We start from the raw sequence: 12897 nt of genomic DNA on the forward strand, positions 1-12897 counted from the left end.
ATCCGTACGGCTTCACGCAGTGCCTTAACTTCACGTCCGGTCCATTTCGTTACGAGTGGCATGGGCTACCTCTGTCGTGAGTCACCGCCCCCGCGAGGGGCGGCGGCACGCGTCTACAGGCGGTCGCCGGGGATCCCGACGTAGCCGTCACGCAGTGCGTCGAGCACGGGGTGGTCCTGCGGGAACTGCACGTTGTCGAGCGCGCTGACTGAGCGCACGCCGATCGTCGTGTTCGTGGCGAAGGCGGCGGCCATGTTCGGGATGTCGGCGAGCCGCACGGGTGCGGTGATCTGCTTCGGGGCGTCGAGGCCCTGAAGGAGCAGCATCGTCGTGCCGGGGAGCACGGGGGCGTCCGGCCAGATGACCGTCCCGTCCTGGTCGACGAAGCCGAGGTTCCACGTGCCGCCCTCGGAGACACGTCCGTCCGGCTCGATGAAAACGGCGTCGTCGAACCCGGCCAGTTGGGCGTCACGGCGAAGCCGGAGTTGCGGGTGAAGACCGATGTGCTTCACCTCCGCGTTGTCGCGGGTGAAGGTGTAGGTCTTGGCTGTGAGGGGCGGTGGCGGCATGGCACCCGCGGGCCGCAGGTTCACCAGGACGTGGGGGTCTTTGGCGTCAGCCGGTCGCCCCATGTCGAGGGCGGGATCGAAGACGGTGACACGGAGGCCGGCGACACCGGTGACGCCGTCGGCTGCCTTACGGATGTAGTTCAGCGTCCGCTCTCGGTCCAACTCGACACCGAAGACGATGCGGCAGTCCCGCACCAAACGGTCCAGATGGAGCGACAAGCCCCGGATGGTGCCGTCCTCCATCCGCATGGACGTGAAGTGCCCGTAGTTCGTGAGGGCGAGGCCCTGGAGGTCGTCGAGGGTGACGGGGTTTCCGTTTAGTTCGGCCATGCGGCCAGTCTTGCAGCCGCTGACGGCACGCCAACACCCCGTTAAGCAGCCAAAGTTCGGATTAGTTCGGTGCAGGGGCGGCGGGAGTACGTACTCACGGTGCGCTCGTCGGGACACGCTTAATGCATGACGACGAACGCACCGCGAGAGACGCTAGGCGCCGGGCTTCCCCTCGGTGGGGCCCACGGCCGCCTCAAGCTGCTTGATGCGCTCGACAAGGCCAGCCAATTCGGCCGAGACGCGCGCGACTTCAGCTTGCAGGTCGGTCATGCGTTGAGCCGCCTCGCGGGGCGCCTCCTCGCCAGGGGCAGTGTCGCGCACGTAGGTGCCGCTACCCGAGACGCCTTCCACCAGTCCCTCTTCCCGGAGCTGCGCGTAGGCGTTCTGGACGGTCATCAGGGAGACGCCGAGCTTCTGGGCGTAGGCCCGGCCGCCGGGGAGTCGGTCCCCAGGACCGAACGTCCCTGCGGCGATCTCATCTCTGATCCTGGCGGCGATTTCGCGGGCGTTGGGTTTCCTCTTCGGCTGTGAGTCCACCTCGAAAGCGTACTTGACCTAGGTCGTTTGGAATCAGGTCGCGCTACCACTTGACGGTCACAAGCGACCTAGGTAGCTTTCACATCAACGGCAAGCGACCTAGGTCGCTCACCGAGCCTACTTGACCTGCATGTCAGTGCCCGCCTGCACCGGCGGAGCCGAACGAACCGCAGTACCCGCGCCAGCCGGAAGAGCTGGGGGAGCGACTTCAGTCACTCCCCGACGGGCTGGGAGCGGAACCGCCTTGAGAACTGAACAGAGTGCCGACCCAGCCGCCTGAACACGGGCGGTCGATGGGTGCGGGTCACCATCCTGACCGCCCATGTCGGGCCGGGTGACCTGCCCAGTTCCGCCCTCCGGGGCGTGACTGGCATTGCGTGATCTGAATCCGCAGCACCTTCGCGAGGGCTTAGACCCTCGCTTCTCACTGCCCTGACGGTCGCAGGCTGGTTCGACTCCCGGCCAGGGCACTGCGGTCATCCGACCGCTCAGTAGGGCGCCACCCGATCCCCATCGACCAGAAGGAACCCGTAGTGGGGCTGTTCGGAACGTCATCAAAGGCCAGGCCGGTACCGAAGCGTGAGTGCCCGCAGTGCTGGGAGCACGCCCACAACCGCGCAATTCACCGGAGGCTCGGCCCCCGAGAGGACTGCCCGCAGTGCGTGGACCACATGGTCAATGGCTGCCCCGGCTTCAACAGGCACTGACCAGCACTGACCACTCCGACCTGCTGACCGAACGCCGCCCACCGCGCGGCTTTCGCCTTCAACCCACTTCAACGGCGCGCGACCCCGGAGTTGCACCTCCGGGGCCGCCTTCGAGCCGTACCACCTGCTAGGGAGAACACGACTCATGAAGAACATCGCTGCACTTCAGGCGCTCGTTACGGCCGATGACTTCGGCCGCGAGCCGACGGCCGCGGAACTGGACGCCATCGAGAACGAGATGCCCGTCATCCTCGCTCGCGTACAGCTGCTGGACGCACAGATCGCCACCCTGGACCGGCCGGCCACCGAGCTGGACCAGCGGCGCATCCGCCGGGCCCGTCGCAAGGTTCTGGCCGCTCGGCGCGAGCTGGCGAACAGGTCCGCCACGCTCGTGCAGACGGGCGGTGCGGCATGACCACGCAGGCTCGTAAGCCGCTGACCAAGGTTCAGATCATCGTGCTGAGCGCGGCGTTCGCGCCGATGCTCGCCACCGGCGTGTTCGGTGGGATCGGCACCTACAGCAACATCAGTGGCGCCTACGGCAAGGGCACCGCGCTCGGGGCCGTGTCCGCGGGTGAGGGCGCCACCTCCGTCCTCGCGCTCGTGCTGCTCGGGCTGACCATGCTGGGCCAGTCCTCCCCTCGCATCATCCGACTCGGGCTGTGGGCCCTGCCGGCCGCCGCATCCGCGATGGCCGCTATGGCGGCCGACGACCCGGGTACGACAGTCATCTACGCCATCACCCCGATGGGCATGTGCGTCTCGGCCGAGGGCATGGCGTTCCTGGCCCGCCGCATCGCGGTCCACACCGACGGCCGGGACGCGGAAGGCGAGCGCCGCGCGGTCGAGGTCGTCCAGCGGCTCGCCTATCACCGGGCCCGCGCCACCAACCACCCCAGCGAACGAATCCGCAAGTGGTCGGATCGGGCGTCGTGGCGACTGGCCCGCAAGGTCGGATCGGGTGATGCGGAGCTTGGATCGAGGCTGCTCGATGTGCAGCGTCAGCGCGTCACGATCGGCGCGGACGCCGCCCTCGGGTCGATGTTCCGCCTCGCTCCGGACGCTCTGCCGACTGTGGGCGCGAATGCGGAGGAATCTACCGAGACCATGATGATTTGGTCTACGGCTGACCTGCCCGAATCGACCCCGGCGCCGATCAAGGCGAATCCGATCGTTCTGCCGCCTCCGGTCGCGGTCGGCTTCCTGAAGTCGACCCTGGCGAGCAAGCCAGTTCCGGCGATCGAGTCGGCCCCGGTGCGCCCGATCGAGAAGCGCACCGTGGCCGCCGAATCGACCCGGCCCCGTGGGGCCACCGGCCGCGTGCCGGACGCTGCTCGATCGCCCCGCCCCAAGCGGACCGCGGTCGAGCTGCTCGATGAGGCCCGCACGGTGACGGCCGATTGGCCGGACGCGAAGCTGACCGCCGAGGGCATCCGCCTCGCGGTCCACACCTCCCCGAAGAACGCCCGGATCCTGCGGGACACCCTGCGTGCCGAGCGCGCTGAGGCGGCGTGATGGGCACTGCCTACAGCAAGTGCTACGACCCGTCCGGCGCCCGCTACGGGATCCCCACCTATCCGTGGAAGTTCGCTCCCGACGGCCTGTGCACGCGCCGACAGCTTCGTGAGCAGGGGTTGCGGCCGGGTGGTCAGCCGATAGCGGCCCAGCTCATGCGCACCTCGCGCCGCCGCAAGGCGGGCGCGGCGTTCGCCTACCTGTACCGGGTCGACGCCGCGAAACCGGTGCGGCCGATGACCTCACGCAAGTGGGGCGCGCTCGCCCTGGCGATGCTCGCCCGCCGCACCTGCCCCGTCTGCCGCATCACCTACGGCTACTGCCTGCCGACCTCGCTCGGCATGTGCCTGATCTGCGCAAACAGCGACAACCACGCGACCCTTTAGAGGAGTTGGCCCAGCATGACGGAGACGAATCTGTCCGGTCCTCCCGCGGAGGAGCCGGAGAACGAGTCGGCGGATGTTCTGCCGTTCCGCCTGAAGAAGCAGGACCCGGCTGCCGGCGAGGTGAAGCCGGGCGAGTGGGAGGCAGACCTCCCCGACACTGACGACCCCGAGGCCGACGAACTTACCGAGGGTGCGGAGGTCGACCCGCCCCGCGAGGTCTACCCGCCCTCGGTGAGCGAGTGGATGGAGGCCAAGGACAAGGCGCGTCTTCCGGTCCTGCCGGACTGGGTGAAGCTGCCTGACCAGCGCACTGCGGTCCGTAAGTGGGCAGTGCGGCACTACTCGACGATGGTCGGCTACCACGCCGTTCGGCTGCCGTGCATCTACACCCCGAAGATCCTGGCCTACTCGCCGCGCGGGGCGTGGCGCTGGTCGACCGCTATCGGCCGCTGGGTGTTCGACAGTGAGGGCAAGGCCCTGCGTCTGGCCGCGGTCGCAGCTGAGGATGCGGGCGAGTATCTGGCCCTGTCCCGTCAGCGCAACGACCGGGTGAAGCTGCGCGGCGTCCTCGCCACGATCGCGGGGTTCATCGGCCTGGCCGCCGCCCTGACCCTGTACGTCATGGCCCCCTCGTGGCTGTTGCTGCTGTCCGTGGCGGCGCTGACGACAACGCTGGGGGCGGTGGGGGCGCCGGCCGATCGGCCACTCATCGACCGGGCCAAGGTGACGTTCCGCAAGCGCAAGTTGTCCTCGGACATCATCATCCGGGCCCACGATGCATCCGGGCTGACCACCAAGGATCAGTCGGTTGCCTTCCCTCGGCCGATCGGCCGGGACGGGGACGGCTGGCGGGTGGTCGTCGACCTCCCGTACGGCAAGACGTTCGAGGACGCCGTCAAGGCACACGCCCGCCTCGCGTCGGGCATGGACATCGCCCCCACTCAGCTCTTCCTGGACAAGGACGAGACGAGCGGCCGACGGGTGTCGTACTGGATCGCCGACCGTGACCCGCTCGCGGTCCCGTCGGGTAAGTCGCCACTGCTCGGGGCAACTCGGGTGGACTTCTGGAAGCCGTTCCCGTGGGGCGTGGACGAGCGGGGCAACCCGGTCATGGCCACGATGCTGTGGCTGTCTTTGCTGGTCGGAGCGGTGCCGCGGCAGGGCAAAACGTTTTCCGCCCGCACCATCGCGCTCGCCGCGGCCCTGGATCCGTACGTGCGGCTGTACGTGTTCGACGGGAAGGCCTCGCCGGACTGGCGCAAGTTCGCCAAGGTCGCGCACCGGATCGCGTTCGGAATCGTGCCCAAGAACGGGTTCGATCCGGTCGTGCACCTGCTGTCCTCGCTGCGGGAGCTGAAGGCGGATGTGGAGGACCGCTACCACCGGCTCTCCGAACTGCCGCTGCACATCTGCCCGGAGGGCAAGCTCACCCCAGAGATCAGCCGGGACAAGAAGCTGAACATGCCCCTCACGCTGTTCGTCGTGGACGAGGTGCAGGAGTACTTGCAGCACCCCGAGCACGGCAAGGAGATCCTTGCCCTGCTGGTCTACCTCGCCCGCGTGGCCCCCGCGGTCGGCGTCAGCGTGATGACGTCGACGCAGAAGCCGGACGACAAGGCTTGCCCGTCCGAGCTGCGTGACCAGCACCAGGCCCGCTTCGCCCTGCGGGTCGGCGCCTACCAGGTCTCCGACACCATCCTGGGTGCCGGTTCCTACAGCGAGGGTCTGGACGCGTCCAAGCTCCTCAAGTCCCACAAGGGTGTTGGCCTGCTCAAGGGCATGTCGGACGACTCGGGGATCGTGCGCACCTACCTCGCCGACGGCCAGGACGCCGAACGCATCCTGACCCGCGCCGCAGCCCTGCGCGAGGCCGAGGGGACCCTGACCGGCGACGCGGCCGGCGAGGCCCCTGCGCCGGAGGCTTCGGCCACGGTCCTGGACGACGTCGCCAGGTCCTCGGCAAGGGCGAGACCAAGGTGTGGTCCGAGACCATCGTCGACCGCCTCGCCGACCTGCGCCCCGACACCTACGGCGCCTGGGCCGAACTGGAGCCCAAGCCCAAGGCGGAAGCACTCACCGCAGCGCTCAAGCCGTACGGCGTGGCCACCGAGCAGATCGGCCGCCGCATCGACGGCAAGCCCGTGAACAAGCGCGGCATCAAGCGCGAAGACCTCGCCGCCGCGATTACCCAGCGCAACGAAAGGCGGGACGCCGGATAGCTCTCCGGGGTCGCTAGCGCTAGCGGCAGCCGTCGCTAACGTTAGCGACCCCGCTAGCGACCCAAACCGGCCCTGATCAGGCCGCTAGCGGATAGCGGCCGACCTGCGCAAACCCCGGAAACCGGCCCTGGAGACCCCTCATGACGCTCCCCGCCCTTACTTTCGCCTGCCTACTGCTCGTCACGTTGGGTTACGGCGTGCGGTGCTGGCTCAGCCCGTTCGGCAACTGCCGCAAGTGCGACGGCATGGGCCACCACATCAAGTACGACCGCAAGAACCGGCCCAAGCGCGCCAAGGAATGCCGCCGCTGCAAGGGCTACGGCATCCGCATACGCGTCGGCCGCCACCTCTACAACCGCGCCCGCCGCACCTACCAGGCCGGCACCCGCTGAACACGCCCCGCACCGCCCCGGCACGACCTCAACTCGACTCGGGAGAAACCCTGATGGCTATCAGCGACAAGGACCCCTACAACGCCCGCGAGACCGCCCGCATCATCCTGCTCTCCGCCCGCGCCGTGCGGCGCGAGGCCCGCGGCAAATCCATCCGCAGCATCGAAAGGACAGCCGCCCGCATCCGCGAGGAAGCGCAGGCCCGCGAGGACGCCAGGGCCGCCGCCCGCCGCAAGGCAAGGGGGAAGCGGTGACCCTCACCATCCCCATCGTCTTCCTGCTCGGCCTCGCCCTCGCCGCCCTCCTGCGCTTCCGCGCGGTCGGCTGGGGCGCGGCCACCATCGCCGTCCTGTTCGGCCTCTACCTCGCCGACACCGGCGCCCGCACCACCATCAACGACCTGACCACCGCCGTCGTCAACGCCATCCCCAGCGACGGAAACTGAAGGAGCTTGAGGTGAACGAACAGATCATTGCCCGGCACTGGCTCGCCGCCGCGGCCGCCAAAGCCGCCCCCGTCCTGGCCACCTCGACCGTCCTCATCCTGGCCCGGATCTGGAACGCCAACGGCGCCGAGCACTCCACCGGCAACGCCGTCCTCATGACTGCCCTGTCCCTCGCGGCCGGGGCAGCCGGAGTGTTCGCCTCGATGGGCCACGGCGGAGACAAGGTCATCGCCGGAACGGCGTTCGCCGCCTCCGGTGCGCTCGCTTTCACCGGCGTCGCCGGATACGCCGACGGTCTCTCGCTGCCCCTCCTGTTGTGGGTGCTGGCGACGGTGGCTGCGTACGGGATCGCGGCCCGCTACTGGCGCACTGAGCGCCGCGAGACGACCGCCCACCAGCGGCACACGAGCGTGCGGCGCGAGGAACACGCCCACATCGAACGCGTGGAAGCCCTCAAGGCCGGGGCCCAGATCGAATCCGCCCGCGCCGGCGCCGCCTACGCCGAACAACTCGCCACCGCACTCATCACCCGCGCCGCCCTGCCCGGCTTCAACCCCCAGGCCGTGAACGCCGCGGGCCTGCCCCAACTCCCCGCCGCCGACCGAGAGGCGGCATGAGCCGCCGCACTCGCGCCGCCATCGTGGCGACCGCGAGCGCCATCGCCCTGCTGACCTCCTGCGGCCTGCCCGACGGACCGTCCGGCGTGGTCGTCGCCAAAGCCGACCGCTGGTCGTCCGTGACCAAGAGCCGCCACTACTACCTGATCGTGCGCACCGCCAAGGGAGAGCGAAAGGAGTTCGAGGCGCACATCCACAACTACAACCGCTGCACCAAGGGCGAGGGCTACCCCGCCTGCAAGCAGTAGCTATGCCAAGGGCGGCCCCCGTCGTCTCGCCAAAGAAGCAGGGCCGCCCTTGCCAGCCAGTACCCACGAAGGAACTGGAGACCCCAGCATGACCCAAACCACCGATGTCACGCGAGTCCACAGCTCGCCGCTGAACGAGCATCTGAGCACCGCCCTGAGCCTTGCGGAATCCGGTGTGCCAGCACTGCCGCTGCGGGCGGGGAAAGTACCGTTCGGGAACTGCCCCGAGTGCGCCAAGAACGGGTGCGGCGGCCGACCGAACATGAAGACGCCCGGCCCGTGCCACTGCCCGCGTCCCTGCCACGCGTGGGCTGCCGCCACCACGAACCCCGACGTCCTCACGTCCCGAGCATGGACGTTCGCGTGGGCGCAGGCATCGGCCGTCGCCTACCACCCGGGCGGGGCCTGGCTGACGGTCGTCGACCTGGACGACACCGACGCGGTCGCCTGGGCGCGCGAGAGCCTGCCACCGACCCGGACCGTGCCCACCACCCGCGGAGAGCACTGGATCTACCTGGGGGCAATGCGGTCGGCGAACGCCGTACGCCCCGGCATCGACATCAAATCGCTCATGCAATACGCCCGCTGGCTCGGACCCGGCACCGGCACCATGACGCCCCTGCCGGACGCCGTCCGCGCCCTGGTCGAGAAGGAAGAGACCAACCCCGCCCGCGGGGAGTTGGTCTCTTCATCCCCCGGCCGCGCCACGTGGGACGTGAGCGTGGCCACCGGCTGCCGCCACACCGAGAAGTACGTCCGCACCGGCCTCGCCCGCGGTTTGGCCCTGGTCCTGGCTCGTACCGAATCGGGTGCCGCGTCGCGGGCGTTCGGGGTGGCCCAGTTCCTCGCCAAGCAGCACGCACAGTGCCCCGGCCCCTGCGGCCTGGACGCACTCGGGCAAGAGGTCATCGCCGCCGCCGTGTCCGTTGGGGTTCCCGAGCCATACGCGGCCCGCGCCGTCGACAACGGCCTCAACGCCGATGCAAGGAGGGCAGCATGAGCCCTCACCCCCGTGCCCCCCACGCCGCCGAGCGACGGCACCTGCGGCTTGTCGTGGGCGACCGAAAGGGCGTCGCCGAAGGCGTCCCCATTGCTGTTCGCCCTGGCCTGCGGACGAACGACGGATACCGCCCCCGGGCCGTTCTGCACGTCGTGGCGCCCCCGGACTGGCGCGTGACCCCCTCGGCCCACTCGTGGTGCTCCTGCGGCCGTGAACGGACCGCCATCGGCCGCGCCGCCGTACTGAGCCTCGTGGCCGCGCACAGCGAACACCGCGACACCTGCCCGCAGCTCGCCAACGCCAAGGAAGGAGGCAAGGCCGTATGAGCATCCCCAACGACATGAGCCCCGACCTGTGGGAGGGGTTCGACATCGACCCCGAGCAGATCACCGGCCCGGCCTGGGACGAACCCGTCCCGCTCAAGGCCCGCCCGCCCCTGCCCACCTTCCCCGTCGACACCCTCCCGGCGTGGCTCGGTGACATGGTCCGCGGCGTCGCCGAGGAAACCCAGACCCCCATCGACCTCGCCGGATGCCTCGCCCTCGCAGTCATCGCCACCGCCGTCGGCGGCCGGGTGAAGGTCTGCGTGCGCGGCCACTGGCGCGAGCCAGCGAACATCTACACCGCAGTGGCCCTGGACCCTGGCAACCGCAAGTCCGCGGTGTTCGACCTCATGGTGCGCCCCCTGCTCGATGCTGAGAAGGCGCTCATTGAGTTGTCCGGCCCGGTGCGGGCCGAGGCTGAGACCCTGGCCCGTCTCGCCAAAGCAGCCGCGGAGAAGGCCGCGGCTAAGGCGGCCGGGGCCGAGCCGGGGCAGCGGGACGCGCTGACTGCCGAGGCGGTTGAACTCGCTCAGGCCGCCGAGGAACTGACGATCCCGTCCGTGCCGCAGCTCGTGGCGGACGATGCGACCCCGGAGACCATTGGCACCCTGCTCGCCCAGCAGAACGGGCGGATCTCGTGCATGAGCGCCGAGGGCGAGCTGTTCGACATCATCGCGGGCCGCTACACCGGCAAGCCCAACATGGGCATGTTCCTCAAGGGCCACGCCGGCGACATGATCCGCGTCAACCGGCAAAGCCGCGAGGCCGAGCACATCGACTCTCCAGCCGTCACTGTCGGCCTGGCCATCCAGCCGGAAGTTCTCGACTCTCTCGCCCGCATTGACGGGGCCGACGGACGCGGCCTGCTCGCCCGCTTCCTGTACTCCAAGCCCCTGTCCCTGGTCGGCAGCCGCAGCTTGTCCCCGGAACTCCTGGATGAGCAGGTGGCCGCCACCTACACCCGCCAACTCGCGGGCCTCACCCTCGCACTGGCCGACTGGACCGACCCCGCGCTCCTGACCCTCACCCCGGAAGCGGACGCGGTCATGCTCGCCTTCCAGAAAGTCACCGAAGCGCGACTGGGGCGGGACGGAAGCTTCGCGCCGATCGTGAAATGGGCGTCCAAGCGGGACGGGGCCGTGGCACGCATCGCGGGCCTGCTCCACCTGGCCAGCCACCCCGAGGACGGATGGCACAAGCCCATCGAAGCAGCCACCATGGCCGCCGCCACGGAACTGGGCGTCTACTTCACCGCGCACGCCCTGGACGTGTTCGACACCATGAGCGCCGACCCCGCCCACGACGCCGCCCTGACCGTCCTGGCCCACCTGCTCAGCAGCCGCCCGGCCCAGATCACCAAACGGGAGTTGTTCCGGGCCCTGCGGCGGGCCGACTTCCCCGCCATCGGCGACCTCGACCCCGCCCTGGCCCTGCTCGAGGAACACGGCTGGATCCGTCAGCAGCCGCCGCCCCCGCGCACCGGACGCGGTGGCCGGCCGCCCTCGCCCCGCTACGAGACCCACCCCCGCATCGGCCGGGGCGCCTGACACAACCCCCAACCCGCTGACAGAACTGACAGAACCCCCCGACACCGCCACTGACCTGCACAAACGTCCGTGATCGCGGTTGTGACAGAACTGAATTTAATGCTGACAGAACCCCCGGCCCCCGCCGGGGGCGCTGTGACAGAACCCCCTCCCAAGAGGTTCTGTCAGGTTTTAATTCAGTTCTGTCAAAGACCCCGACCCGCCCATACATGCTGGTCAGCGGCCATGTGTCGAGGTTCTGTCAGTTCTGTCAGCGATTCCCCGGTTTCCGCACTGGATCCGAGAAGGAGTCGCACAGTGGCCAGCCCGAAAAGGCTCAAGCTCGCTGAAGTTCTCGAAGAGATCGACATGAGCCGCGCGGCCTTCTACCGCATGCGCGCCCGCGGCCAAGCCCCCCGCCTCCAGAAGCTCCCCAACGGCCAACTCCGCGTCAACCGCGCTGACCTCGACGCCTGGTGGGCGAACTGCGAGCAGCGCGCCGCGTAATCCGATCACTTCTTTGGGGCCCGCGCTGAGCGCGGGCCCCTCTCTTTCTGTTTGGAGAGACATGCTCACGTACGACGTCGATTTCTGGTCCATCCGCAAGCGTGCCGGACGCCCGAAGCCGTGGGAACTGCGTTGGCGGGTAGGCGAGCAGCCCCACTCGCGGAGCTTCAAGCTCAAGACGCAAGCGGAGGGACGTCAGTCACAGTTGATGGCCGCTCTGCGCGACCGTCAGCGATTCGACGAGGGAACGGGCCTCCCCGAAGGGGAGTTGATGGCCCGCAATTCCCCCTCCTGGTACGAGCACGTCACGGAGTACGTATTGATGAAGTGGCCCCGTGCCGCTGCCAAGCACCGGGCGAGCATCGCGGAATCGCTCGCCGTGGTGACGCCCACGCTCGTCACCAGCAAGCGCGGAGCACCCAACGCCGCGGTTCTGCGTGCCGCGCTGTACCAGTGGGCGTTCCGGGCAGTGCGCGGCCCGGAGGGGGATTGGGTCTCTCGGCATGTCATGGAGGAGCCGCCTGCCGAGATCATGTCTGCGTTGGAGTGGATCGCCGCCTGCTCGGTCAAGGTCAAGGACTTGGAGAATCCCGCGCTTCTACGCCCCGCCCTGGAGGCCCTCTCGCTCCGTCTTGACGGCGGCAAGGCGGCAGAGAACACGGTCCGGCGCAAGCGAATGGTGCTGAGCAATGTGCTGCGCTACACGGTTGAGGAGAAAGGCCTACTCAGCGCGAACCCTCTGCCGCGTGTGGACTGGACGCCGCCTGAGAGCGATGACGCGATTGACTTCCGGCACGTGCCGGGCCCAGATGTGTCGCGTGCCTTGCTTGGTGCAGTCCGCGACTCCGGTCCACGCGGCCAGCACCTGCATGCCTTCTTCGGCTGCCTCTACTACGCGGCCATGCGGCCGGGCGAGATCGTCGCACTCAAAGAGTCGGACTGCACACTGCCGCCCAACTCGCGTGACAGCGTCAAGGAATGGGGCGAACTACTACTCGGGGAGACTCGCCCAGAGGTCGGTGGAGGCTGGACAGAAGAGGGCACGTCGTACGAGACGCGCGGCCTCAAGCACCGTAAGTCCGGCGCGACGCGGACCGTGCCTATTCCGCCTGTTCTGGTGCACCTACTCCGAGAGCACATCGCCCGCTACGGCACGGCTGACGATGGCCGGCTCTTCCGTGCGGCACGGGGGGAGCGGGTGCCTTCCACGGAGTACTGCGAAGTCTGGAAGAGAGCGCGAAAGGCGGGGCTCTCACGACGCGAAGTCGATTCAGCGCTCGCAGCCGTGCCGTACTCGCTGCGGCACGCGGGGGTTTCCCTCTGGATCAAGTCGGGAGTAGACCCCGCGGAGGTCGCCGCTCGGGCCGGCCACAGCATCGCGGTTCTGTACCGGTTCTACGCGAAGATCCTTAAGGGCGGTCAGCAACACTCCAACAACCTGATCTCCCGCGCCCTCGACGAGGGGGACCAGCCCTGATGTGGGCCCACAGATGGCCCATACGCACTGGTCAGAGTTGGGATACGGGCGAGATGGGGTGAGACGGTCGGCACACGAAAGGGGTGCTCCGGAGACCGG

The 12897-nt window shown here is 68.8% G+C and carries 17 protein-coding genes; 15 read left to right on the top strand and 2 right to left on the bottom strand.

All coding sequences use genetic code 11. From position 1 onward, the window contains the following. Positions 1-113: 113 nt before the first annotated feature. Both ACWFR4_RS12690 and ACWFR4_RS12695 read right to left on the bottom strand, forming a co-directional pair. Positions 114-899, bottom strand: a complete 786-nt coding sequence (locus tag ACWFR4_RS12690; protein WP_453652286.1) for an aminotransferase class IV family protein — start codon at positions 897-899, stop codon at positions 114-116. 153 nt (positions 900-1052) lie between these two features. Further along, positions 1053-1436, bottom strand: a complete 384-nt coding sequence (locus ACWFR4_RS12695) for a GntR family transcriptional regulator (protein WP_382710168.1) — start codon at positions 1434-1436, stop codon at positions 1053-1055. Between the two features lie 539 nt (positions 1437-1975). Here ACWFR4_RS12695 and ACWFR4_RS12700 point away from each other — a divergent pair. From ACWFR4_RS12700 to ACWFR4_RS12770, 15 genes are all read left to right on the top strand, one after another. Beyond that, on the top strand, positions 1976-2143 hold the full coding sequence (locus ACWFR4_RS12700) for a pRL2-8 (RefSeq protein ID WP_453652499.1): 168 nt from the start codon (positions 1976-1978) through the stop codon (positions 2141-2143). 145 nt (positions 2144-2288) lie between these two features. After that, positions 2289-2558, top strand: coding sequence for a DUF6284 family protein (locus tag ACWFR4_RS12705; RefSeq protein ID WP_453652288.1), 270 nt, complete (start codon positions 2289-2291; stop codon positions 2556-2558). Next, positions 2555-3658, top strand: a complete 1104-nt coding sequence (locus ACWFR4_RS12710) for a conjugal transfer protein (RefSeq protein ID WP_453652290.1) — start codon at positions 2555-2557, stop codon at positions 3656-3658. Before ACWFR4_RS12705 ends, ACWFR4_RS12710 begins: the two co-directional genes overlap by 4 nt. Beyond that, positions 3658-4044: an RRQRL motif-containing zinc-binding protein gene (locus tag ACWFR4_RS12715; RefSeq protein ID WP_453652292.1), complete on the top strand. Its 387-nt coding sequence runs from the start codon at positions 3658-3660 to the stop codon at positions 4042-4044. The genes ACWFR4_RS12710 and ACWFR4_RS12715 overlap by 1 nt, the downstream gene beginning before the upstream one ends. 15 nt (positions 4045-4059) lie before the next feature. Next, entirely contained in the window at positions 4060-6189 is a 2130-nt protein-coding gene (locus tag ACWFR4_RS12720; protein WP_453652294.1) for a cell division protein FtsK, read from the top strand. Between the two features lie 214 nt (positions 6190-6403). Continuing rightward, entirely contained in the window at positions 6404-6655 is a 252-nt protein-coding gene (locus ACWFR4_RS12725; protein WP_453652296.1) for a hypothetical protein, read from the top strand. 53 nt (positions 6656-6708) lie between these two features. Next, complete coding sequence (locus tag ACWFR4_RS12730; RefSeq protein WP_453652298.1) at positions 6709-6909, top strand: hypothetical protein; 201 nt, start codon at positions 6709-6711, stop codon at positions 6907-6909. Next, a complete protein-coding gene (locus ACWFR4_RS12735; RefSeq protein ID WP_326774117.1) occupies positions 6906-7100 on the top strand; it encodes a hypothetical protein in 195 nt (64 codons plus the stop codon). Before ACWFR4_RS12730 ends, ACWFR4_RS12735 begins: the two co-directional genes overlap by 4 nt. An 11-nt stretch (positions 7101-7111) precedes the next feature. Then, the gene (locus ACWFR4_RS12740; protein ID WP_453652300.1) at positions 7112-7717 is read left to right on the top strand and encodes a hypothetical protein; all 606 of its coding nucleotides are present in this window, start codon (positions 7112-7114) and stop codon (positions 7715-7717) included. Further along, positions 7714-7965, top strand: a complete 252-nt coding sequence (locus ACWFR4_RS12745; protein WP_453652302.1) for a hypothetical protein — start codon at positions 7714-7716, stop codon at positions 7963-7965. Before ACWFR4_RS12740 ends, ACWFR4_RS12745 begins: the two co-directional genes overlap by 4 nt. Before the next feature lie 88 nt (positions 7966-8053). Beyond that, complete coding sequence (locus ACWFR4_RS12750; protein ID WP_453652304.1) at positions 8054-8965, top strand: bifunctional DNA primase/polymerase; 912 nt, start codon at positions 8054-8056, stop codon at positions 8963-8965. Next, positions 8962-9291, top strand: coding sequence for a hypothetical protein (locus ACWFR4_RS12755; RefSeq protein WP_453652306.1), 330 nt, complete (start codon positions 8962-8964; stop codon positions 9289-9291). The genes ACWFR4_RS12750 and ACWFR4_RS12755 overlap by 4 nt, the downstream gene beginning before the upstream one ends. Then, positions 9288-10835, top strand: coding sequence for a YfjI family protein (locus ACWFR4_RS12760; RefSeq protein WP_453652308.1), 1548 nt, complete (start codon positions 9288-9290; stop codon positions 10833-10835). Before ACWFR4_RS12755 ends, ACWFR4_RS12760 begins: the two co-directional genes overlap by 4 nt. A gap of 297 nt (positions 10836-11132) precedes the next feature. Further along, positions 11133-11321: a helix-turn-helix transcriptional regulator gene (locus ACWFR4_RS12765; protein WP_453652310.1), complete on the top strand. Its 189-nt coding sequence runs from the start codon at positions 11133-11135 to the stop codon at positions 11319-11321. Between the two features lie 61 nt (positions 11322-11382). Further along, positions 11383-12798 (top strand): tyrosine-type recombinase/integrase, encoded by a 1416-nt coding sequence (locus ACWFR4_RS12770; protein ID WP_453652312.1) that lies wholly within the window; start codon positions 11383-11385, stop codon positions 12796-12798. The last annotated feature ends 99 nt before the right edge of the window (positions 12799-12897 follow it).

The organism is Streptomyces sp. NPDC055140, assembly GCF_053607285.1.